Origin of the sequence: Bacillus cereus (assembly GCF_007678085.1) — a bacterium.
Lineage (GTDB): Bacteria > Bacillota > Bacilli > Bacillales > Bacillaceae_G > Bacillus_A > Bacillus_A cereus_BE.
Window position 1 is genome coordinate 77837 of the sequence record NZ_VEDW01000003.1, and the last position, 21702, is coordinate 99538.

Here is a 21702-nt window from a genome sequence, read left to right on the forward strand (position 1 = left end):
TTTATTTGGCCTCTTTTTCTGTTTTATTGTCTCTTTTTATTTTTGCTTGTTCAATACTTGCCTGTAATGTCTCCATAATATTAATGATGTTCGGAGCTGGAGAGATTGTTTCAGTTTTTTCCTGTTGTTCAATTTTATTCTCGATTAATTCGGTAAGGGCTTCTTTATATTCATCTGTATACATTTCTTGTTCAAAAGGATTTGTAAGATGGTGGATTAAATTAATTGCTGCGGTGAGTTCTTGTTTTTGTATAGGATAATTTTCGTTACTTGGTAAGTTAGGTGTATTTGCTATATCGCGAATTTCATTAGGGTAGTGGATGGTTTGTAACATTAGTCCATCTTCAAAGTTACGGATAATGGCTAAATGTTGTTTTTTTCTAATAGAAATATGAATAAGCCCAAGTTTATTTGTACGTTCAAGAGCTTCTTTTAATAATAAATAGGATTTTTCATGTCCTGGGGTAGGGCCTATGAAATAAGAACGGTCATAAAGAACAGAATCGATTTCGTTATTTTGGATAAAAGATATAATACGAATAGATCGTGGTTCGTGAGCTTTTTGCAACGCAGCTAATTCTTTTTCATCCATAATAATGTATTTATGAGGTGCATATTCATAGGCTTTTACAATATCTGTATCATCAATTTCTTCATCCGTACAATCAGGAGCAAATTTTTTATATTTAATAGGTGTTAAACATTCTTTATGGAGGCTTAAAAATTTTATATCGCTTTCTTCTACGGCACTGTATAGTTTAATTCCTATATTTAATAGTCCAAGTGAAAGTGCACCTTTCCAGACGGTATGCAAATGAAACATCTCCTTTCGTTCAAAAATGATTATGTATATTATGAGATAGTAAGAAATTTCCTATACGTTTTTTGTTTTTTACGGAAGGGATTGGGATATAAAGTGAAACTTTAATCAGTGGGGGTTTTCTTCATCCCCCACTGATTATCAGCCCTCACCAATCGGACTTTTATGGGCAGTTGATCCCCAACCTAACTTCTTTGCTTTTGCTAAATTTTGAGGTGGGGGTCTTACTGCCCGTTAAAGCGGGATAAAATATATTGACAAGCCCTCTGAAATATTTTAATGTGAGTGTATAAAATTGTGTATATAAAGGGGAGTAACTTATTACAATAAAGTCGTCATTACAGGGAGAAACCCTCGGCTTTATTGGCAACGTTTCGTTGTTAGTGAGACCTTTACCAGCAATGGTAAAGGCCCCTTATTGTCTTTTTTAGGACCCTTACCATATTTGGTAGGGGCCTTTTTGTATACAAAGAGAGGAGAAATAAAAATGAAAAAACTTATTAGTAGATTAAGAGTTGTATTTCATGTTCGCCGATTTGTTCCATTCCTATTTGACTTTTTTACTTCAAAAGAGGTTTCAATAAAGAAGAAAATTTTATCTGTTGCTTTTTTAGTTGGGTATGTTGCGATGCCGCTTGATTTAATTCCAGATTTCCTGCCGTTTATCGGTATTTTAGATGATATTGGAATTGTGGTATTTATTTTGAACCGAATTGTAAAGATGGCCCCAGTGCAATTGCAAGAAAAGCATAATGTAAATATCGGATAGGAGTTAAAAATATGGAGCAAATTATTTTAGATATAATCGAGTTTTTAAAGCAGTTTTCTTATTTTGGAGTTGTGTTAGCATTAACGTTTGAGTTTATTCCAGCAGAAGTAGTGTTGCCAATGGTTGGATATTGGGTATACGAGGGTGATATGAATTTCTGGTTAGCTGTATTAGCTGGGACACTGGGGGGAACGACAGGGCCGTTAACGTTATACGCACTCGGTTATTACGGTGGTCGTCCTCTATTAATAAAATACGGAAAATACTTCTTTATTAAAGAAGAGCAAATTCAAAAAGCCGATGATTTCTTTGAGAAATATGGACCAGTTGTAGCATTTGTTGGACGTTTTGTACCAGGAGTTAGAACGCTTATCTCTGTTCCATGTGGTATGGCGAAAATGAATATATGGAAATTTAGCATATATACATTTGTAGCAATGTTCCCGTTAACGACTTTATATGTCTATTTTGGAATGAAATTAGGTCCGCATTGGGAGAAGGCTGCGGATGTTGTTGGACAATATATGTTACCGATATTACTAGTCGTAGTTATTGTTGTAAGTGGTATATTAATCTATAAATTTATGAAAAAAAGAAATAGAACGGAATCTATCTAGTCATGCGTACAGGAGTTGTCTTATTTTTTGAAAATAGATGAATAGTACAGGCAAAAGACTCTGAAGGACATACACATATAGGGAATATAAAAGAGAGAGGGGAAACAACTATGTCTTGTGAGTGCTCAGGGTCAGCATTAACTTGTTGTCCAGATAAAAATTATGTACAAGATAAAGTGTGTAGTCCGTGGTCTGCTACTGTAGTTGCAACAGCAATTGATAACGTTCTTTATACAAATAATATTAACCAAAATGTAGTTGGTACTGGTTTTGTTAAATATGATGTTGGTCCAGGTCCAATTACTGTAGAAGCTCTTGATTCTGCTGGGGCTACAATTGATACACAAACATTAAACCCAGGAACGAGTATCGCTTTTACGTATCGCCGCTTTGATAGTATACAAGTTGTGTTACCTGCAACACCTGCTGGAACGTATCAGGGAGAATTTTGTATTACAACACGTTATCCACTTTCATAGCAGAATAGGAGAGGATCGAAATGGGAATGAGAAGTTCCAGTTTGTCTTGTTGTTCTAATAAAACGCTTGTGCAAGATCAAGTATGTACAGACTGGTCTATTACAGGTGCTGGTACTCAAATTGTATATACGAATAATATTACACAAGAAGTATATGGTTCAGGATACGTGAAATATGATGTAGGGGCTGCTCCGATTACAGTTGACTTTTTAGTAGGTGCAACAGTAGTTGACACAATTACTGTACAACCACAAAGTAGTGGTACTTTCACTGTCCGATATTTTACGGCTGTTCGAATTACTACGACAGGAACAACTGTTAATCAAGGAGAGTTTTGTATTACTGTACGTTATCAGATTTCATAAAAAAGCATACCATAAATGGTATGCTTTTTTTAATTGAGAAGGTAATGAAATTGGTATTCTATAAGCAACATGTAAATTGGCAACAGTACTTGCCTTCTAAATATAGTGAAGGATTACTTTGTATATTAATAATACTGACTGATTGCAAGTCTTTTCCTGTGTAAGATATCGTATTGCCGGGAAACACAGTAAAAATATTGGTTACTGCTCCAACGATTTGAATTGTAATTGCTTCTGTGCTGCTAGTACTATTGTAAACCGAGACAGTACCTGATATAAGTAGTATCCCATCACTTTGCCACAGTATCATTGATTGTAGTGCATTTTTGGTAGAGGGAATGGTGTTGTTAGTTATGAGGAAATTCCCTGCAAATTCATTTGTTACTCGCTCACAACTTGGATTTGGAGGAGGGGGCGGTGGACAAGGGTCTGGACAAATGATAGATAAAGGAGCGAAACAGCCAATGTTTTTTTTATTCTTCAATACAACCCCTCCTTTTTAAGTTGTCTTTTACTACTATTAAATGTAGAAGCATGGCCGATGTGTTAAGAAAAGAAGAAAATTTTAAAAATTAAGATTGTCTAATAGGCTTAAACCTTAACTTATCATTATTGTTATAGAAAAGATTATATGTGAATAGCCATAGGAAAAGAATGATCAGACTCTTTTAGACAAAAGGTGCTTGTATACAAGTACGAGGAATGTTGGACTTAATCTCTAATTAACTGTATATTTACAAAAATCAAATAAAATTCATTTGTTATTTAAACGACATTAACATGTTTTAGATAAAATAGGCCTTGTAATGAATCAATTATTATGAGGAGGATTCACGTGGAAAGAACAGCTTTACGAAAAGTAAAAGGTCTTATTGGATTATTAATGGTTTTTGTATTAGCATTCGTATCATTTCCGTGGAGTACATCAGTCAAAGCGGAAGAGAAGAAGCAAGAAAAGGCACCAAGTGAAAAGAAGATAGTTTTTCCGGTCGTAAGTGATGTACATATTAAAAATAGTGGAACGGATGATACGTTTCGCTGGAAAAGAGCGATTGAACAGTTCAATACGCTTGCACCAAAGCAAGATGCGTTTGTAATTGTGGGAGATTTTACTGACTCAGGATCGGTACAACAATATGATCGTTTCATGCAAGTGTATAACGAAAATGCAAATAAAGATGCAGTACGAATGAACTCACTAGGAAACCATGATTATTGGAACGGTTTATCTGTAGAGGGAGCGCAGAAGCGTTTCTTAGAAAAAACAGGAATGGAATCAATTTATTATCATAAAGTGGTGAAAGGGTATCATTTCCTTGTTATGTCTCCAGAGGATGGAACAACTCATGGATATTATTCGGACAAGCAAATTAATTGGTTAAAAGAAGAGATGGCAAAGGCGCAAAAAGATGATTCGGAAAAACCAATTTTCGTATTTTTACATCAACATATTAAAGATACAGTATACGGTAGTCAAGAATGGGGAACAAAAGATAGTGCGAAAATTAATGAGATATTAAAACAATACCCACAAGTCATTACATTTTCTGGTCATTCGCACTATCCGTTAGATGATCCAAGATCGATTCATCAAAAAGATTTTACATCAGTTGGCACATCTTCAGTAAGTTATATGGAGGTTGAAGGTGGTAAAGTACAAGGAAATATCCCACCAGGAGCAAGTACTTTAAGTCAAGGTTTATTAGTAGAAGTAGATGATAAAGAAGTAACGATTAATCGCCGTGATTTCCACACAAATTCTTGGACAGGCGAGCCTTGGAAAATTAAATTACCATCAAAGAAAGACACATTTACACATGTAGAAGATCGAGATAAAGAAAAGCCATACTTTGCTAAGGATGCAAAGCTTGCGATATCAAATGTAACAGAAAATGCAGCAACAGTAACATTCATGCAAGCATTGGACAACCTTCTTGTTCATTCTTATCGTGTACAAGCTAGAGATAAGCAAACTGGAGAAATAAAAAATAAATTGTTAGCATTCTCAGAGTTTTATCGTGACCCAGTGCCGAAAGAACTAACATTTACACTGGCAGGATTAGATGGTGGGAAAACATATACACTTGAAGTCGTTGCGATTGATTCATTCGGCAATGAAAGTGTACAGCCGTTAACAGCAGAAATTACTACGAAAAAAGATAATATTGACCCGAATGTAAAAGTACCAAAGGCAGATGTCTTTGATGTGAATTTCTTAGATGGTACATTTAAAGATAACTCATCGTTTGGAACGAAAGGCGATGTAAAAGGGAATGTATCTATTGCATACGATAAAGCTTTAAAAACAAATGTAATGAAATTGAATGGACAAGCAAATACATTTGGATACCTTCCGTTTTCAGCAACACAAAAAGAAAAAGTGGCAAATACGTTTACGTTAGAAACTGTATTTTCAATGAATCAAATTCGTGGACAAGGTATTTTGCAAAATACCGAGAGTGGCGGAATTGGTTTTGAGTCTACAGGAAGTGGCTATGTAGAATTATGGGCTCATATTGGTGGAAGTTATAAACGTGTTGGTGTTCAGTTAGAGGCAAATAAAACGTACCATTTAACAGGAACGTATAACGGAAGTGAAGTAGCAATTTATGTAGATGGTAAAAAAGTAAATAGCCAACCAGCTACAGGGAAAGTATACCACCCGAACGTACCATTTGTACTTGGGGCAGACCCTGATAGCAACGGGAATGGCGGTATCCCGTTAAATGGACAAATTGCGCTTGCGAAATTATATAGTAAAGCGTTAAGTTCTTCAGAAGTAGTAGCAGCGTATAATGAGTTTTCTAATCGTACAAAGTTAGAAGAAGTAAATGCGTTATATGAAGAGCTTGGAAAAGTAAAAGAAGTGTTAGCTGGTACGTATGAGTTTGGTGATAAGCCAGGTCAATATTCAAAAGAAGCATTTCAAGCACTAGAGAAAAGCTATAGTGCTGCAAAGCAAGTGTTTGAAAATGTAGGAAGTACTGGAGAGCAAATCGTTCAAACGTATAACGAATTAAAAACAGCTAATGTAACATTTGTACAATCTAAAGTAGTAGAGCAACCGAAAACACCGAAAGAAAAATTACAAATTAATATTGAATCTGCAAAAGTAGTAGTGAAAAAAGCGCAAGCTGCAAACGTAACGGACGGTTCAGTGAAAGCACTGAGTCAAAAAATTACAGTGGCAGAAGCTGTAGTGAAAGATGTAAAAGTAAAAGATGCACAGGTAGAAACGATGAATCGTACGATGGAATATGCGATTTCACTCGTTGAAAAAAGCATAAACAAATAAGAGAGAAGAGAAAGAAGCTTATCATGATAGGCTTCTTTTTTGTTATACTAAAAGTAGCATAGAATGAAGGAGCGAATAATTTGGAAGAGAAAAAGCTAAAAAGAATTCTTGAATATGTATGGATCGCGGTTGTGCTCCTTGTAGGATATTATTTCTTAAAAGAAAAAAGTATATGGGTTCTATTTTTAATGACGTTTTTATTAGCGGGTTTAGGCACGTTATTTATTAATTTCTTCTTTGATAGTTTAAATGCATGGAAGAAGAAAAAGAAGGGAACGAAGTAAAGGAGGGAATATATGCAAAAGTGGAAGCTCATATATCAGGTGATTATTTTCTTAGTGCTTGTAGGTATTGGAATTGTTAAATACGCAACGCCAATAGGAAATTGGGCATCGTTTACAGCTTGCATCGGCATATTTTCCATTTTACAATCGTTAACGAAAAAATATAATAATACAGAAAGATAGCTCGCCGTTTTATCGGCGAGCTATTTTGTTATGCTTTTTTCTCTTCATCATTTGTTTTTTTAGTAGCTAAATGACTATGTTTTCTAGAGTAGAAGAAATAGAAACATAAGCCAACTATAAGCCAAACTATAAAGCTAATCCATGTCGTTTTAGACAAATTAATCATTAAATATAAACAGCAAAGAATCGCGACAACAGGTAATACAGGTACGAATGGTGTGCGGAATCCGCGTTTTAAGTCAGGATGTGTTTTTCGTAAAATAAGTACCGCGCAGCAAACGAATGTAAATGCTGTTAACGTACCGATGTTTACTAAATTCGCTAGTAAATGTAAGTCCAAAAGTCCTGCTAATAAAGCGGCAACAACACCAGTGATCCACGTGTTTAATAAAGGGATTTTTACTCTATTATTCACACGTGCTAGCGCTTTTGGAAGTAAACCGTCGCGGCTCATCGCATAAGAAACGCGAACTTGTCCATACATAACGACTAAGAGAACGGTTGTCATACCAGTCATCGCTCCAACAGCGAGTAGTCCTGCAATTGCATCTTCGCCAACGAAATGTAAGGCAAACGCAACTGGATCAGAAACATCTAATTGTGTATATGGAACCATACCTGTTAAAACGAAAGATACAATCATGTATAAAACAGTACAAATAAGAAGGGAACCGATAATGCCAATTGGTAAATCGCGCTGTGGTTTTTTCGTTTCTTCCGCAGCGGTTGCGATTGCATCAAAGCCTAAGAAGGCGAAGAATACAGTGGCAGCTCCAGTAATGATACCGTCGTATCCGAACGGAATGAACGGCGTCCAATTTTCAGGTTTTACATATTTTGCGCCTGCTACGATAAAGGCGATAATAACAGCTAACTTGATAAGAACCATAATATTATTAATGCGTGCGCTTTCGCGTATACCGAAACTTAAAAGTCCTGTAATGAGTAGTAAAATACAAACAGCCGGTAAATCGATAAGGCCGCCTTTTCCTACGCCAGGGGCCGAGGAGATTATGGCGGGCAGATGGATGTTAAATCCTTGTAGTAAAGATTGCAAATAACCAGACCAACCGACAGCTACTGCCGCGACTGCAAGTAAATATTCGAGCATTAAACACCAGCCGACGATGAAGGCGACGACTTCTCCGACTGTCATGTATGCGTAAGTATACACACTTCCTGAGACAGGAATAGAAGAAGCAAATTCCGCATAACAAAAGGCTACACATGCACAAGTAAATGCAGCAATAAGGAATGATAGCATAATACCAGGACCAGAATGTTTCGCTGCGACAATACCTGTTAATACAAAAATCCCTGTTCCAATTACGGCGCCAATTCCTAAGAATGTTAAATCGAGTGCCGTTAATGTCCTTTCTAGCTGCCGTGGTGATTCAGTACTAAGCGCTTTTTTTCGTAATAATGACTTCACTTTGGACTCTCCCCCCGTTTTTTCATTGCCATAACTGCGAATATAGTAGGAGCCCACTAGAAAAGAGTATGTCAGTAAATGGAGGTACAGTTATGGTATATAGTTTTTAAAATTGCTGGATTAATCTTATTATAATTCAGAATATTTTGTCAAATAAAAATGTGACAAATAAAATGCGAATGAATAGGAGAAACTACTTGCAGGAATGGACGAGGGTTACCAATCTACTTTGGATGGAGAAAACCCACTGATTAAAGTTAAAGTAGGAGCAGATGCGATGTTATTTTATTTTGAACTTGTCGTCATTTTACTTTGTACGAAATTAGCTGGTGATATTAGCGTTAGGCTTGGCCAGCCTTCTGTACTTGGTAAATTAATTGTTGGTATTATTATCGGTCCGGCTGTACTCGGTATTATTAATAGTTCTGAATTGATCGATGAACTGAGTGAAATTGGTGTTTTACTACTTATGTTTATGGCAGGACTTGAAACAGATTTAGAAGAGTTAAATCGGAATTTGAAATCTGCATTCGCAGTAGCGATGGGAGGAATTATTTTCCCATTCCTTGGGGGGTATTTAGCAGGACTTGCGTTTGGAATGTTACAGTCGCATGCGATCTTTTTAGGGTTATTACTTTGTGCCACTTCAGTTAGTATTTCTGTTCAAACATTAAGAGATTTAGGGAAAATGAACACGAGAGAAAGTACGACGATTCTAGGGGCAGCTGTATTTGATGATGTAATTGTTGTTATTTTATTAGCATTTGTGATGAGTTTTTTAGGTACACAAGATGTAAATGTAACGCTTGTCATTGCAAAGAAAATTATCTTTTTTGTAAGTATCGTTTTCATTTCTTGGAAAGTGGTTCCGTGGATTATGAAAATGCTTGTGCCACTTCGCGTAACAGAAGCGTTAATTAGTGCGGCTCTTATTATTTGTTTCTCATTTTCGTATTACAGTGAAATGATGGGGATTGCAGGTATTATTGGGGCATTTGCAGCTGGAATTGCCATTTCTCAAACAGAGTATAAGCACGAAGTAGAGCATAAAATTGAACCAATTGCTTATGCGATATTTGTACCGGTGTTCTTCGTAAGTATCGGAATGGAAATTACATTTCAAGGTATTGGAAGCCAGCTTTGGTTCATTATCATCATGACGCTTATTGCGATTTTTACAAAGTTAATCGGATCAGGTTTAGGAGCAAGACTAACAGGATTCAACCTTCAATCTTCTATTAGTATTGGTGCGGGGATGGTATCGCGCGGAGAAGTGGCGCTTATCATCGCAGCGAATGGACTTGCAGCGAATTTATTAGCGAAAGAAAATTTCACAGCAATTGTTATTGTTGTTATATTAACGACGATTATTACGCCGCCGCTTTTGAAGAAATATTTTGTATAGAGAGGAAGAGCTTATCTCATGTAGGTAAGCTCTTTTTTTATTGGAAAAAAGCAATAGTCATATAGCGTGAATAGGTTGTAATTATGGTAAAATCTACGTATATGATAAGTCGAGGAGAGAAAATGTGTGAGGATTACGAAGGGGAAGGTTATCGGTATAATCATACTTATTACGCTATGTATACCATTTACTGCATGGAAAGAGTCAAAAGTGAAAGACTTTCCTGTTTCTATTTTTTCTTCCTATGTAGAAGACGAAAACCCGAAAGACTATAAGTACACTGCCTTTGTACCTGACTTTGCAATTTGGATACGTGGATGGGAAAAACAGCGATCTGAAGGTGAAATTACATCATATAAAAAAGGGGATCGAACTGTAATTGTTCACCATCCACCTGGTAGTGATGATTTTTATTTATATGATACAAATGAGATTAAAGAATATACGCAACCGTAAGAAGTGGAGGGTAAATAGTGAAAACTTCAACGTTACTATTTAAAATTGAAAGTAATATGGATCAATTTTCACCAGCTGAAAAGAAGGTTGCCATGTACATAATGGAGAATGCAGAGATTGTTCCGAACTTAACGACGAAAGAAGTGTCAACGAATGCGGGTGCAAGTGAAGCAAGTGTTGTTCGCTTTTGTAAATCGATTGGGATTGGGAGTTTTAAAGCATTTAAGATAGCGCTCGTTCGTGAATTAACGATTGCTGATTATAATATTAACGATTTTTCAGTGATGAATACGGAAGATGGACCGTACGACTTGTTTAATAAAGTTACATATGTGAATAAAGCTGCAATTGAGGCGAGTGTTACGGCGATAGATAAAAAAGAACTTGAGAAAGCTGCAGATTGTATTGTAAATGCTGATAAAATTATCTTTTACGGAGTAGGCGGATCAGCTACTCCAGCGATGGACGGGGCTTATAAATTTACAAGGCTCGGATTTACAGCGATGATGCTATCTGATTTTCATATGATGTTGCCGCTTGTGACGAATTTAAAAGAGGGCGATATATTTGTTGCGATTTCAACATCTGGTCGTACGAAAGATGTACTTGAAATGGCGCAATATGCGAAGAGACAAGGCGCAACAGTTATTGCGATTACAAAGCTTGATCAATCATCACCGTTATATAAAGAGGCGGATATTCGTCTTTGTATGCCAGATGTAGAACAAGATCATCGCATTGCAAGTATTGCTTCGAGAATGACACAACTCAATATGATTGATGCTTTATATGTGATTACCTTTAATCGTATCGGTAATAAAGTTTTGGATCAATTTATGGAGACAAGAGAAGAAGCCTTGCGATTACGGAAGTTAAAATGAGAAGATGGGGAAACCCATCTTTTTTTGCATACGGACGGACATAAATTCGTCATGAAAAGAAATTAAATTTCATAAAATAATAAAGTAATATTGATTTTAAATTTCTCAAAGTTATAATGAAAGTATGAAATTAAATTTCAAAGTAGGTGATAAATATGTTAGAGAATTTATCGACAGAACATCGCAATAAGAAGACGATGAATTTAGATGAGATGAACATAAAAGAAGTTCTGCAAAGTATGAATGAAGAAGATCGAACTGTTGCATTAGCAGTTGAAAAAGAGATAGAACAAATTGAAAAGGTTGTACGGGCTGTTATTCAATCTTTTGAAGAAGAGGGCCGATTAATTTACATTGGGGCTGGTACGAGTGGCCGTTTAGGTATTTTGGACGCGGTGGAATGTCCGCCAACATTTGGCACAGATGATAAAATGGTGCAAGGATTTATAGCAGGTGGATTGAAAGCGTTTACTAAAGCGATAGAGGGTGCCGAAGACCGCGAAGGGTTAGCAGAAGAAGATTTAAAAAGTATTGGATTAAACGAGAAAGATACAGTGATTGGAATTGCGGCAAGTGGTCGAACTCCTTATGTAATTGGCGGCTTGAAGTACGCGAATAGCGTAGGAGCGAGTACAGCTAGTATCTCTTGTAATAAAAATGCTGAAATAAGTAAATATGCAAAACTAAACGTGGAAGTAGAAACGGGCGCAGAAATTTTAACAGGCTCAACGCGGTTGAAGGCTGGTACAGCGCAAAAATTAGTACTGAATATGATTTCAACAGCTTCTATGATTGGTGTTGGGAAAGTATATAAAAACTTAATGGTAGATGTTCAATCTACAAATGAAAAGTTAGTAGAACGATCCAAACGAATTATTGTGGAAGCAACAGGGGTGAGTTATGAAGTAGCAGCAGAGTGTTATGAAAAAGCAGAACGTAATGTGAAAGCTGCGATTGTTATGGTGTTACTACAGTGTGAGTATGGGGAAGCACTGGAGAAATTAAAAGAAGCGAAAGGGTTTGTGAAGAAGGCACTATAAAATAATAGGGAGGGGGATTCTATTATGAAGAAAGAAGAGAGAATGGCCAAAGAAATTTCAGAGCAACTTGGGGGAGTAAAGAATATTCGCGGCATTGCGCATTGTATGACGAGACTACGATTAACGCTTCATGATGAAAGTAAAGTGAATATAGACCTTTTGAAAAAGGTTGAAGGGGTTATGGGCGTTATTGAAGATGAGACGCTTCAAGTTGTTGTTGGGCCAGGGACAGTAAATAAAGTAGCAGCTGAAATGGAAGGTTTAACGGGACTACGAATTGGTGAGGTAGCAGATCATCATCTTGAAGACCTTGGGCAAGAAATGAAGTCAGAGATTAAGAAGAAAAATAATACACCAGTGAAAAACTTTTTAAGAAAAATAGGAAGTATTTTCATTCCATTAATTCCGGGTCTTGTTGCGTCAGGAATTATAAACGGGGTCGCTAACTTTGCGAAGAACGCAGGTGCTGATCCGAATGCAACGTGGCTACAAATGTTACTACTCATTGGTGGCGGTATCTTTACATTTTTAGGGATTTTAGTCGGCTGGAATACAGCGAAAGAATTTGGCGGGACACCAGTTCTTGGGGCAATTGCTGGTATTTTAATTTTTAACCCAGCGATGGCGAACGTAAAATTATTCGGTGAAGCGCTCGTACCCGGACGGGGCGGATTATTTGCAGTAATTTTTGCAGCGTGGCTTATGGTTGTAGTAGAAAGACAAGTTCGAAAAGCAGTGCCAAATGCAGTTGATATTATTGTAACGCCGCTTATTACTGTGTTAGTCGTAAGTATCGTAACGATGTTAGCTATTCAGCCGGTAGCAGGTTTCTTATCTGAAGGAATTACAAGTGGAATTAATGGGATTTTAAGTATTGGCGGAGCGTTTGCTGGGGCAGTACTTGCTGGAACATTTTTACCGCTCGTTATGGTCGGATTACATCACGGTTTAACACCGATTCATATGGAGTTTATTAATCAAACGCACGTAACGCCTTTATTACCGGTACTAGCAATGGCTGGAGCTGGGCAAGTAGGAGCAGCGATTGCAATTTTTGTAAAAACAAAAAACAAACGACTTCGTAACGTAATTAAAGGTGCATTACCAGTTGGCTTTTTAGGAATTGGCGAACCGTTATTATACGGGGTTACATTACCACTTGGGAAACCGTTTCTTACAGCTTGTTTAGGAGCAGCAGTTGGCGGCGCATTCCAAGCAGTGATGAAAACAGCCGCACTCGGAATTGGCGTATCAGGATTATCATTAATTCCGTTAATTGCTGATAATAAATATTTATTATATTTCCTTGGATTAGTTGTGGCATATACTTTTGGATTCATCTTTACGTACTTCTTCGGATTTAAAGAAGAAATGGCAGAAAATATATAGAGAAAGGGATTCCTTTCTCTTTTTCTATTCATAGAAAGGGAGATTCATATGATAGGAGTTTCAATTTATCTTGCAAAAGAACGAGTAAAGAAACAAGAAGAGTGGCTAAAAGTAGCGAAGGAAAACGGGTTTTCATCTATTTTTACATCATTGCACATTCCAGAAGATGATCCAAATACGTATAAAGAGTTAATTCAAATACTTGGGAAGCAAGCTCTCGAAAATGAAATGGAATTAATGGTCGATGTTTCTCCAAAATCGTTACACCATTTAGGTATGACGTACGAAAATGTCGAAGAGTTAGTAGACTGGGGCATTACTGGTTTACGAATGGACTATGGCATCACGCCGAAAGAAATTGCGCGCGTATCTCATAAAATGAAAGTAGCTTTAAATGCGAGTACGATTACGGATTCATTTTGGAAAGAGTTAATCACTGAAAAGATACGGGTAGAGAATGTAGAAGCGTGGCATAATTTTTATCCGCGCCCAGAAACAGGACTAGCAAAGTCATTCTTACAAAAACAAAACGAATACTTACATGAGTGCGGCATAAAAACGATGGCATTTATTCCGGGAGATGGTGAAAAACGTGGTCCGCTATATGAAGGCTTACCAACGTTAGAAAAGCACCGCAATATGCGCCCGCTTGAAGCGTACTTAGAACTTGTACAAGATTGTGGTGTTGATAAGGTGCTAATCGGAGATATAAGCGGAAGTGTAGAAAGTGTACAAGAGATAGCAAGTGCGAGTAGAGGGATTATTCCGCTGCGATATGAGCCATTGATAGAGAAAAGTGAAGTGTTAAGAATGGTAAAACAAGTGCATACAAATAGACTAGATCCAGCCCGTGATGTCATTCGTTCTGTAGAATCACGAGAAGAAAATAAAGTTGTGTTACAGCCGATGCATAACATTTCAAGAAAGAAAGGCAGCATTACAATTGATAATGAATTGTACGGTAGATATGCAGGGGAGATGCAGGTTGCCAAACATGATTTGCCTCAAGATGAGAAAGTGAATGTTGTTGGAATGGTTGTAGAAGAGGACTTGTCTTTATTGCCGTATGTTGGCGCTGGAAAAATGTTTCAACTTTTTTGTGCAATAGAGTAAAAGCTTGAATTAGCGCTATTTTGTAAGAAAACATTATCCGTAAAAGGGGTAATGTTTTTTGTTTTCTTTAAAAAAGTATTTGACGAATGAAATGAAATAACGTATTGTTTTGACTTGTAAATAAAAGTTCACCATAACAAAACAAAAAGGAGAGTTCAAAATGAACCAATATATTGGGAATTTAATTATTCGCATCGTGTTAGGAGTGACATTCTTTGCGCACGGTTTAGCGAAGTTTCAATCAGGTATTGATAACGTAGCAGGATGGTTTACAAGCATCGGCTTACCAGGTGGTCTTGCATACGGCGTAGCAACCGTAGAATTAGTTGGTGGTATATTATTAATTATCGGTTTAGGCGTAAAATATGTAGGATTGTTATTTGCTCTTATTTTAGCTGGAGCTATCGTAAAGGTAAATGGAGCAGCAGGTTTATTAGGAGATGGAAAGAATCCAGGATATGAATTAGATCTTGCATTACTAGCAATGGGTGCGTATTTATTCGTTGTAAAAGCAGAAGGATATGTAGATCGCTTCTTAAAAGAGAAAGTAATGAAAACGAAGTAAACTTATTTATAAATTGTTGACTTGAATCATTATTGTAACTATAATGATTACAACGCGAGAGTTAAGAATAAAACAATTTAAATATCTTTTTACACAAGATGTAACTTATTATGTTACATCTTGTGTAAAAAATAAATAAAATGGGAGGAAGTAACATGCCTAAATCAAATTTAGAAATGATTCGAAGTACATATGAAGGATCAGCCTCTTCGAATGCAAAACATTTAATAGAAGCCCTCTCTGAAAAAGTAGAATGGACAGAGGCAGAAGGATTCCCATACGGGGGAACTTATATAGGTATAGAAGCAATAATGAAAAATGTATTTAGCCGATTAGAATCAGAATGGGATGATTATAAAGCGAGAGTAAATATGTACCATGAAGCAAACGGAAAAGATGTAATTATTGCTGAAGGTGTTTATTCAGGGGTTTATAAAGAAACGGGAAAATCATTTGAAGCAGATTTTGTTCATGTATGGCAGCTGGAAAACGGAAAAATCGTAAAATTCAAGCAATATGTGGATAGTTATATTGTACAAGAAGCAATGAAGGTTTAAAATGAAATAAGGAAACAAATGGAATCGACTGTGCGCAGGCGATTCCATTTGTTTATGTGATTATTAGGGGAATGGGGAGTACACAATATGAAAAAATGGATAATAGGGGTAATTACAATGATTGTAATTGCTATAGGAGCTGTATTCGGTGTTACTAAACTTCTTAATTATATAGAGGAAGAGGAGAAGAGTCTTAAAACACAAAAAGTAATGAGCCAACAGGACAAGAAAGTTGAGGAAGAGAAGCCACAATTTAGTGAAGATGAAATTATTTCTACCATGCATAGGATGGTACATCAAAAAGTGAAATCCTCTGAAAAATGGGGATTTATTGAAATGACAAATAAGGAAATTGTTAGTGCCAAGAAGGCAGTAGAAAGCAGTACAAATTTTAAACATAAATCAAAGCTACTTGCCACTTTAGAGCGCTGGGAAAAAGGGGACTTTTCACAAACGGTTGAGGAGCATAACTTTTTGTGGGAAATTCAAGGTGGTGATACTGGAAAGGCAACAGAACGATTATCGCCAGAAGAAGAAAAGCAGTATGTGAAAGAAATGAAAGGTAAATAAAAACATCGCCACTTTGGTGGCGATATTTTTTGGTTAAGAATGTTTTCGCATTAAAGCTCTAGTTGGCTGAACAGTAACTGTTTTGAAATGAGAAAATAAATAACATCCTGTCACAACGATCATTGTCCCGAAAATTTGTATCCACGTTAGTTCTTCACCGAGGAAAAGGAATGCTAAAATAGCTGTGAAAATCGGATTGAAGTTTAGAAAAATTCCTGATGTAGTCGCTCCTAATTTTTGTACGCCAATATTCCAAAATACCATACAAAGAACGGTAGAAATAAGCCCTGTATATAAAAGGGATGTGATGAAAGAAGTGTTTATATTTGTAACAGTGAAGCTCCCTAGGTTAAATGGTAGTAATAAAATAACACCGAAAATACCAGAGTAAAGCGTCGCCATGAGCGGTGTAGTTGTTTTTGTTGCCCATTTACTACAAACAGAATAGATTCCCCAAATACAAACTGCCGCAATCATCCATAAATCTCCGCTATTAAAATGTAATGAAAATAAAAGTGAAAAATCACCTTTTAATAGGACAAGAATAACCCCAAAGAATGAAAGAATCATGGATAGAATTTGAAGTGTGTTTACTTTTTCTTTTAGAAATAATACTGAAAATAGTGCAATTGAAATTGCATTTAATGTAGAAATAAGCCCTACATTCGTTGCGGATGTTTTTTCTAGTGCTAAAAATTGAAAAATGTTAAAAAGAGCGACCCCTGAAATTCCCATTAGTATTAACGGAAGTATTGCAGCGCGAGGCGGAATGATTTTCTTTTCTTTAAACCATACCATCGGTAATAAACAAACGATCGCAATCATCCATCTTAAACTTGTAAGAGTCATCGGAGATGCGTGATCAACGAGCGATTTTCCAACGACGAAATTTCCTCCCCATAATAAGCTCGTTAGTAATAGTAAAAAGACATAAAAATAAGGCATATTAAAATCCCCTTTGTTGTAATCAATGTGAATTGTAAATAATTTTAGCATTTTTCTTCGTTGTGTAATATATTCTTTTGTATAATTGTTAAAAGTCGATAAAATGTTTTGTGTGTAATATCTTTAGTAGAAAAATGTTCAGTTTTATATAGGTTATAAGGTGTTTTTTCGAATAATCATCGGTAATAAAAAGGGGGAATTTTGATGGAGTCGTCTGTTATTAAAGTGTTAGATGATTTGGACGTACAAATTTTAGATATATTGCAGAAGGAATCACATGTAAGTAATGCAGAACTTGCGCGACGCGTTAATTTATCACCAGCTGCGATGCATGCAAGAATAAAAAGATTAGATGGAGAAGGTTTCATTGATAAGCAAGTAGCCATTTTAAATCAAGAAAAGCTTGGTTTTGATTTGTTATGTTTCATTTTTATGAGTACGAATATTCATCAATCAGATAAGCTTGAAGTGTTGGAAAAAGAATTAGAAGCGATGCCTGAAGTGTTAGAGTGTCACTGTTTAACAGGAGAGTATGATTATTTATTAAAGGTTGCAAATCGTGATCGTAAAGAGCTGGAGCAGTTTATTAGAAAGCTGAATAAGCTTGGTATTACAAGGATACAGACGAGTTTAGCACTTCGTGAAATTAAATATTCGACAGTATTACCGATACGAAATGAGGAACCGAGCATCGATTAGATTGCTTGGTTTTTTGTTTGTATAAAGTGATTGACGAGGAGAGAGGAGAGATGTATTATTATATAAAATTATGAATTAAAATACGATTTGAGTTATAAATATTAATATCGGGGGCAAGGGGATAGAATATGAAAATCTTTAATGCGGTTACGAGTGATGTGAAAGAAATTTATAGTCTCATTGAAACTTATGCAAAAGAGGGAGTGGTTTTACCGCGTTCTCTTTTATCTCTCTATCAATATTTACAATGTTTATATGTTGTGAAAGAAAGCGATGAGATTGTTGGGGTTGCTGGTTTACATGTGTTAGGGGAGGACCTTGCAGAAGTCCGTTCTTTAGTCGTTTCGCATACATATGCAGGGAAAGGAATCGGGCGTATGTTAGTGAACCATGTAATAAATGAGGCAGCGAAAATAAAAGTGAGCAGAGTCATTTCTTTAACATATGAAACGGGATTTTTTCAAAAGTGCGGGTTTGATTTTGTGAATAGAGAGGCGCTACCAGAGAAGGTATGGATTGATTGTAGACATTGTCCAAAGGTTGATTATTGTGATGAGGTGGCGATGATTCGATATGTTGGATGAAATTTTCAGAGAGAAAAAAGTCCCACTATTATTTACGTAATAGTGGGACTTTATATTTTAGGGGGAATTAAGAACTCGAATTCGTTTTTCTTACTGCAAAATTAAAAATGGGATTTTTAAGCTCATAGTTATAAGTAGAACCATCGACAAGCCCTACAACTTTATCACTATCGTAAAGATCAAGCATAAATTGTGCCATTTGTTTTGCAGTGTGGAATTTCGGTACAACATTATTGTATTCGAACTCATCAATATCAAATGAACGTTTTGCAAATTCTGTTTCAGTTGCAGCAGGTGCTAAAACTTTGGCTTGCAGTTTTGCACCTTGTTCTTTCAATTCGTGAGATAAACCCTCTGTAAATGCACTTACGTAGAATTTCGTAGCACAATACGTAACAGCATCAGCAACAATTGTGTATCCACCGCCTGATGAAACGTTAATAAGTTGTGTGCCATCAACCATGGAATAATCTCGAACGAAAAGAGAAGAGAGTATTGTTAGTGCTTCTATATTTACATGTAACATCGTTTCAATTTTATTTAAATTTTGTTCAGCAATTGAGGCGAAATTACCAAATCCTGCGTTGTTAATCCACGTTTCAATTTGAACGGCTTGTAGGCTTTCATAAAGCTTATAAACATTTTCCGTGATAGATAAATCAGTTCTTCGAATAACAACATCCAATTCTGGATTCATTTCGTTAATTTTAAATTTTAATCCGTCTAATTCTTCTTGTCTTCGAGCGACAAGTATTAAGTTCTTTCCGCGAGTTGCAAAGGCTAAAGCCGATTCATAGCCAATTCCAGAACTAGCGCCAGTAATAACAGTGTATTTCATATGAAATCCCCCTAAGTTCAAATAAATATATTATGGTTAGATTTTATTTGTTAGAGTATACTCTAAGTCAAATGTTTTTTATGAATTTGATAAGGCTATAAAATATATGAGGATCAGCACGTGGAGGGAGTTAGAGTATGTACACAATTAGCGAGGTGGCTAAATTAATAGGAGTGAGTACACATACACTACGTTATTATGAAAAGGAAAATATATTAATTGCAAATCGCGATACAAATGGGAATCGAATGTATGAAGAGTCACATATAAAGTGGTTGCAGTTTGTCATGAAATTAAAACAAACGCAAATGCCGATAGCGAAAATAAGAGAATATGCTAGGTTATATGTAGAAGGAGAGCGTACAACCGAAGCTCGTTTACAGCTCCTAGAAGATCATAGAAAATCTATTCAGATTCAAAGAGAAAACTTAGTCATTACAGAAAAGATGCTTGAGAATAAAATTATTGCATACAAAGCCTCTTTGGAAAATAAATAGAAAATATATATATGATAAAAATGGATTTAATCTCACAGTGTGTTGGCAAATAAAAAAGAGCAGTTAGCAAACGCTAACTGCTCTATTAAAGGGATCTCTCCAAGGGGGAGTGGAGAAAATATTATGTTACTAGCAGTATTAACAGATTATTAGGAAATATACAAATTGGATGAAATAAATTTTAAATAAACTTTCGGCATTGACAGCTTTTAAAATATTCATGTACAATATTCATGAATGACATTCAGTCATTTTCGGTGAGTGGATACAATTAGCTTGGAAATGGAACAAATATAATGGTAAATGAGGATGATAGTTGTTTTATATATATTAGTGGTGAAAGAGAATATTTTTTTAAAACAAAAATGACTGATAGTCAGTCATAAGAGGTGAGAGGTATGAAAAATAGAGCTTGGTTATATGTCATATTAACATGTATCTTTGAAATTTTTTGGGTATTTGGTTTTAATACGGCCGATACTTGGTGGCATTGGATTATTATTTTAGGAGTTATCGCTGTTGATTTTCACTTTCTTTCTAAAGCGTGTGAGCATCTTGCGACAGGGACTGTATATGCCATTTTCGCTGGAGCTGGTACGGTAGGTACTTTCTTAATGGATGTATTCCTTTTCGGCGGAAGTTTCAGTGTAGGGAAATTATTCTTTATCGCAATGGTTGTAGCTGGCGTTATCGGTTTAAAGCTAGCTGATAATAAAGAAGAAATTGTGGAAGGAGCTGCTTAAAGATGGGTTGGTTTTTCGTATTTTGTGCTGCAATTAGTGAAATAGTCGGTGTGATCGGTCTAAAAATGTATAGTAAAGATAAAACGTTAGCAAATGGTGCGCTTTATATAGGCGGGTTTGCTACATCCTTTGCATTCTTGTATACATCTTTCTTATTTTTACAAGTAAGTGTCGCGTATGCGGTTTGGATTGGTATTGGAACAGCAGGTGCCGTTTTATTAAACATGTTCCTGTTTGGTGAGTCGAAAAGTAAAGCACGTATCATTAGTGTGGCTCTTATTGTATGCGGAGTGACAGGATTAAAGGCTCTTTCGTAAAAATATGCTGTATCTCCTAACAAGTCGTTAGGAGATTTTTATTATAAAAAGTGCACGATAATTGACAGTACAGCTAGTTATTTTATAAAATGAGTGACAGTCATTCAATACGTGTTTGAAAGGGTTTAGATGATGAATAAAAAAGAGAAAATTGTCTATGCAGCTATTGAAGTGTTTCAGGAAAAGGGCGTTGAAAAAACGAAGATTTCTGATATCGTGAAATTAGCTGGCATTGCACAAGGAACTTTCTATTTATATTTTCCTTCTAAGTTATCTGTTATGCCTGCAATAGCAGAAGTGATGGTTGAAAAGATGATACTTGCAGTGAAAGAAAAAGTGCAAAACGATGCGCCTTTCTCAAGTAAAGTGGCGCAAGTAATAGATGCGGTGTTTCACTTTATAGCGGAATATCGTGAAATACAAGCTTTAATGTATGCGGGTCTTGCATCTACAGAACATATAAAAGAATGGGAAGCTGTGTATGAGCCTCTTTATATGTGGCTAAGTGAATTTTTAAATGAGGCGAAAGAAGCTGGTGAAATTCGTGATTCGGTTCACGCAGAGCGAACAGCGAAGTTATTTATCGCTCTAGTTGAATCAGCAGCGGAACAAGTTTATTTATATGATCATAAAGATGAAGAGCAAGTCGAGCTACAAAAGGCAGAAGTACTAGATTTTTTAACACATGCACTACATATAAAGAAATAGTAAGATGAACCTGTCTGAAAAGGTAGGTTCATTTTTGAGGGAAACTGAATGATAGTCATTCACCTAATGCTTATGTATGTGTGGAAGGATAGTGTGAAATTCTAATGAGTGGAGGCATCTCTACTCATGATTAGCCCACAAATAGCAGGAT

27 protein-coding genes are annotated in these 21702 nt (G+C 36.0%); 22 read left to right on the forward strand and 5 right to left on the reverse strand.

Features of this window, described 5'->3' with window-relative positions:
* Position 1: 1 nt before the first annotated feature.
* Positions 2–814 carry a non-homologous end joining protein Ku gene (gene ku / locus FS742_RS14080; protein ID WP_000557762.1) on the reverse strand — a complete coding sequence of 271 codons (813 nt, stop codon included), beginning with the start codon at positions 812–814 and terminating at the stop codon, positions 2–4.
* 493 nt (positions 815–1307) lie between these two features.
* Here ku and FS742_RS14090 point away from each other — a divergent pair, with 493 nt between their 5' ends.
* From FS742_RS14090 to FS742_RS14105, 4 genes are all read left to right on the forward strand, one after another.
* Positions 1308–1589, forward strand: a complete 282-nt coding sequence (locus FS742_RS14090; protein ID WP_144613050.1) for a YkvA family protein — start codon at positions 1308–1310, stop codon at positions 1587–1589.
* Between the two features lie 11 nt (positions 1590–1600).
* Positions 1601–2206 (forward strand): DedA family protein, encoded by a 606-nt coding sequence (locus FS742_RS14095; RefSeq protein ID WP_144613052.1) that lies wholly within the window; start codon positions 1601–1603, stop codon positions 2204–2206.
* 110 nt (positions 2207–2316) lie between these two features.
* Positions 2317–2685, forward strand: a complete 369-nt coding sequence (locus FS742_RS14100) for a DUF3992 domain-containing protein (RefSeq protein WP_061675607.1) — start codon at positions 2317–2319, stop codon at positions 2683–2685.
* Positions 2686–2705: 20 nt separating this feature from the next.
* Positions 2706–3050 (forward strand): DUF3992 domain-containing protein, encoded by a 345-nt coding sequence (locus FS742_RS14105; protein WP_144613054.1) that lies wholly within the window; start codon positions 2706–2708, stop codon positions 3048–3050.
* Positions 3051–3108: 58 nt separating this feature from the next.
* Here the strand turns inward: FS742_RS14105 and FS742_RS14110 are convergent, their stop codons facing one another.
* Positions 3109–3534 carry an S-Ena type endospore appendage gene (locus tag FS742_RS14110; protein ID WP_144613056.1) on the reverse strand — a complete coding sequence of 142 codons (426 nt, stop codon included), beginning with the start codon at positions 3532–3534 and terminating at the stop codon, positions 3109–3111.
* Positions 3535–3885: 351 nt separating this feature from the next.
* Between FS742_RS14110 and FS742_RS14115 the strand changes: the two genes are divergently transcribed.
* The 3 genes from FS742_RS14115 (at position 3886) to FS742_RS27580 (ending at position 6812) form a co-directional block, all read left to right on the forward strand.
* Positions 3886–6345, forward strand: coding sequence for a LamG-like jellyroll fold domain-containing protein (locus tag FS742_RS14115; RefSeq protein ID WP_144613058.1), 2460 nt, complete (start codon positions 3886–3888; stop codon positions 6343–6345).
* An 80-nt stretch (positions 6346–6425) separates the two neighbouring features.
* Complete coding sequence (locus tag FS742_RS14120) at positions 6426–6629, forward strand: hypothetical protein (RefSeq protein WP_000391504.1); 204 nt, start codon at positions 6426–6428, stop codon at positions 6627–6629.
* A 12-nt stretch (positions 6630–6641) separates the two neighbouring features.
* Entirely contained in the window at positions 6642–6812 is a 171-nt protein-coding gene (locus FS742_RS27580) for a hypothetical protein (RefSeq protein ID WP_186327174.1), read from the forward strand.
* A 28-nt stretch (positions 6813–6840) separates the two neighbouring features.
* Here the strand turns inward: FS742_RS27580 and FS742_RS14125 are convergent, their stop codons facing one another.
* Positions 6841–8244: a branched-chain amino acid transporter BcaP gene (locus FS742_RS14125; RefSeq protein WP_144613061.1), complete on the reverse strand. Its 1404-nt coding sequence runs from the start codon at positions 8242–8244 to the stop codon at positions 6841–6843.
* 205 nt (positions 8245–8449) lie between these two features.
* On the opposite strand from FS742_RS14125, the gene FS742_RS14130 reads away from it, so the two are divergent.
* From FS742_RS14130 to FS742_RS14170, 9 genes are all read left to right on the forward strand, one after another.
* Positions 8450–9649, forward strand: a complete 1200-nt coding sequence (locus tag FS742_RS14130; protein WP_144613063.1) for a cation:proton antiporter — start codon at positions 8450–8452, stop codon at positions 9647–9649.
* Positions 9650–9775: 126 nt separating this feature from the next.
* The gene (locus FS742_RS14135) at positions 9776–10105 is read left to right on the forward strand and encodes an outer surface protein (protein WP_144613065.1); all 330 of its coding nucleotides are present in this window, start codon (positions 9776–9778) and stop codon (positions 10103–10105) included.
* 17 nt (positions 10106–10122) lie between these two features.
* Positions 10123–10986 carry a MurR/RpiR family transcriptional regulator gene (locus FS742_RS14140; RefSeq protein WP_144613067.1) on the forward strand — a complete coding sequence of 288 codons (864 nt, stop codon included), beginning with the start codon at positions 10123–10125 and terminating at the stop codon, positions 10984–10986.
* Between the two features lie 155 nt (positions 10987–11141).
* Complete coding sequence (gene murQ, locus FS742_RS14145; protein WP_144613069.1) at positions 11142–12026, forward strand: N-acetylmuramic acid 6-phosphate etherase; 885 nt, start codon at positions 11142–11144, stop codon at positions 12024–12026.
* 24 nt (positions 12027–12050) lie between these two features.
* Entirely contained in the window at positions 12051–13415 is a 1365-nt protein-coding gene (locus tag FS742_RS14150; protein ID WP_144613071.1) for a PTS transporter subunit EIIC, read from the forward strand.
* A 48-nt stretch (positions 13416–13463) separates the two neighbouring features.
* Positions 13464–14528: a DUF871 domain-containing protein gene (locus FS742_RS14155; RefSeq protein WP_144613073.1), complete on the forward strand. Its 1065-nt coding sequence runs from the start codon at positions 13464–13466 to the stop codon at positions 14526–14528.
* 160 nt (positions 14529–14688) lie between these two features.
* Positions 14689–15093, forward strand: coding sequence for a DoxX family protein (locus tag FS742_RS14160; protein WP_001077744.1), 405 nt, complete (start codon positions 14689–14691; stop codon positions 15091–15093).
* Between the two features lie 155 nt (positions 15094–15248).
* Entirely contained in the window at positions 15249–15650 is a 402-nt protein-coding gene (locus tag FS742_RS14165) for a nuclear transport factor 2 family protein (protein ID WP_144613075.1), read from the forward strand.
* An 87-nt stretch (positions 15651–15737) separates the two neighbouring features.
* A complete protein-coding gene (locus FS742_RS14170; RefSeq protein ID WP_144613077.1) occupies positions 15738–16220 on the forward strand; it encodes a PRK06770 family protein in 483 nt (160 codons plus the stop codon).
* A gap of 33 nt (positions 16221–16253) precedes the next feature.
* On the opposite strand, the gene FS742_RS14175 is transcribed toward FS742_RS14170, so the two are convergent.
* On the reverse strand, positions 16254–17165 hold the full coding sequence (locus tag FS742_RS14175) for a DMT family transporter (RefSeq protein ID WP_144613079.1): 912 nt from the start codon (positions 17163–17165) through the stop codon (positions 16254–16256).
* A 204-nt stretch (positions 17166–17369) separates the two neighbouring features.
* On the opposite strand from FS742_RS14175, the gene FS742_RS14180 reads away from it, so the two are divergent.
* Together FS742_RS14180 and FS742_RS14185 are read left to right on the forward strand one after the other, a co-directional pair.
* Positions 17370–17864, forward strand: coding sequence for an Lrp/AsnC family transcriptional regulator (locus tag FS742_RS14180; RefSeq protein ID WP_144613081.1), 495 nt, complete (start codon positions 17370–17372; stop codon positions 17862–17864).
* A 128-nt stretch (positions 17865–17992) separates the two neighbouring features.
* A complete protein-coding gene (locus FS742_RS14185) occupies positions 17993–18448 on the forward strand; it encodes an N-acetyltransferase (RefSeq protein WP_144613083.1) in 456 nt (151 codons plus the stop codon).
* Positions 18449–18515: 67 nt separating this feature from the next.
* Here the strand turns inward: FS742_RS14185 and FS742_RS14190 are convergent, their stop codons facing one another.
* Positions 18516–19286 carry an SDR family NAD(P)-dependent oxidoreductase gene (locus tag FS742_RS14190; protein WP_144613085.1) on the reverse strand — a complete coding sequence of 257 codons (771 nt, stop codon included), beginning with the start codon at positions 19284–19286 and terminating at the stop codon, positions 18516–18518.
* Positions 19287–19423: 137 nt separating this feature from the next.
* Here FS742_RS14190 and FS742_RS14195 point away from each other — a divergent pair, with 137 nt between their 5' ends.
* The 4 genes from FS742_RS14195 to FS742_RS14210 all read left to right on the forward strand — a co-directional run bounded on the left by FS742_RS14195 (position 19424) and on the right by FS742_RS14210 (position 21551).
* Positions 19424–19783 (forward strand): MerR family transcriptional regulator, encoded by a 360-nt coding sequence (locus tag FS742_RS14195; RefSeq protein ID WP_144613087.1) that lies wholly within the window; start codon positions 19424–19426, stop codon positions 19781–19783.
* A gap of 398 nt (positions 19784–20181) precedes the next feature.
* On the forward strand, positions 20182–20526 hold the full coding sequence (locus tag FS742_RS14200) for a DMT family transporter (RefSeq protein WP_098288602.1): 345 nt from the start codon (positions 20182–20184) through the stop codon (positions 20524–20526).
* Positions 20527–20528: 2 nt separating this feature from the next.
* A complete protein-coding gene (locus tag FS742_RS14205) occupies positions 20529–20843 on the forward strand; it encodes a DMT family transporter (protein ID WP_000539674.1) in 315 nt (104 codons plus the stop codon).
* Positions 20844–20972: 129 nt separating this feature from the next.
* On the forward strand, positions 20973–21551 hold the full coding sequence (locus FS742_RS14210) for a TetR/AcrR family transcriptional regulator (RefSeq protein WP_144613088.1): 579 nt from the start codon (positions 20973–20975) through the stop codon (positions 21549–21551).
* The last annotated feature ends 151 nt before the right edge of the window (positions 21552–21702 follow it).

Bases quoted from the DNA above. Each gene is read 5' to 3' on its own strand.
- FS742_RS14185 (WP_144613083.1), top strand. From the start codon at position 17,993: ATGAAAATCTTTAATGCGGTTACGAGTGATGTGAAAGAAATTTATAGT.
- murQ (WP_144613069.1), top strand. From the start codon at position 11,142: ATGTTAGAGAATTTATCGACAGAACATCGCAATAAGAAGACGATGAAT.
- FS742_RS14130 (WP_144613063.1), top strand. From the start codon at position 8,450: ATGGACGAGGGTTACCAATCTACTTTGGATGGAGAAAACCCACTGATT.
- FS742_RS14200 (WP_098288602.1), top strand. From the start codon at position 20,182: ATGAAAAATAGAGCTTGGTTATATGTCATATTAACATGTATCTTTGAA.
- FS742_RS14180 (WP_144613081.1), top strand. From the start codon at position 17,370: ATGGAGTCGTCTGTTATTAAAGTGTTAGATGATTTGGACGTACAAATT.
- FS742_RS14160 (WP_001077744.1), top strand. From the start codon at position 14,689: ATGAACCAATATATTGGGAATTTAATTATTCGCATCGTGTTAGGAGTG.
- FS742_RS14095 (WP_144613052.1), top strand. From the start codon at position 1,601: ATGGAGCAAATTATTTTAGATATAATCGAGTTTTTAAAGCAGTTTTCT.
- FS742_RS14090 (WP_144613050.1), top strand. From the start codon at position 1,308: ATGAAAAAACTTATTAGTAGATTAAGAGTTGTATTTCATGTTCGCCGA.
- FS742_RS14205 (WP_000539674.1), top strand. From the start codon at position 20,529: ATGGGTTGGTTTTTCGTATTTTGTGCTGCAATTAGTGAAATAGTCGGT.
- FS742_RS14105 (WP_144613054.1), top strand. From the start codon at position 2,706: ATGGGAATGAGAAGTTCCAGTTTGTCTTGTTGTTCTAATAAAACGCTT.
- FS742_RS27580 (WP_186327174.1), top strand. From the start codon at position 6,642: ATGCAAAAGTGGAAGCTCATATATCAGGTGATTATTTTCTTAGTGCTT.
- FS742_RS14100 (WP_061675607.1), top strand. From the start codon at position 2,317: ATGTCTTGTGAGTGCTCAGGGTCAGCATTAACTTGTTGTCCAGATAAA.
- FS742_RS14155 (WP_144613073.1), top strand. From the start codon at position 13,464: ATGATAGGAGTTTCAATTTATCTTGCAAAAGAACGAGTAAAGAAACAA.
- FS742_RS14190 (WP_144613085.1), bottom strand. From the start codon at position 19,286: ATGAAATACACTGTTATTACTGGCGCTAGTTCTGGAATTGGCTATGAA.
- FS742_RS14150 (WP_144613071.1), top strand. From the start codon at position 12,051: ATGAAGAAAGAAGAGAGAATGGCCAAAGAAATTTCAGAGCAACTTGGG.
- FS742_RS14170 (WP_144613077.1), top strand. From the start codon at position 15,738: ATGAAAAAATGGATAATAGGGGTAATTACAATGATTGTAATTGCTATA.
- FS742_RS14165 (WP_144613075.1), top strand. From the start codon at position 15,249: ATGCCTAAATCAAATTTAGAAATGATTCGAAGTACATATGAAGGATCA.
- FS742_RS14195 (WP_144613087.1), top strand. From the start codon at position 19,424: ATGTACACAATTAGCGAGGTGGCTAAATTAATAGGAGTGAGTACACAT.
- FS742_RS14175 (WP_144613079.1), bottom strand. From the start codon at position 17,165: ATGCCTTATTTTTATGTCTTTTTACTATTACTAACGAGCTTATTATGG.
- FS742_RS14210 (WP_144613088.1), top strand. From the start codon at position 20,973: ATGATGAATAAAAAAGAGAAAATTGTCTATGCAGCTATTGAAGTGTTT.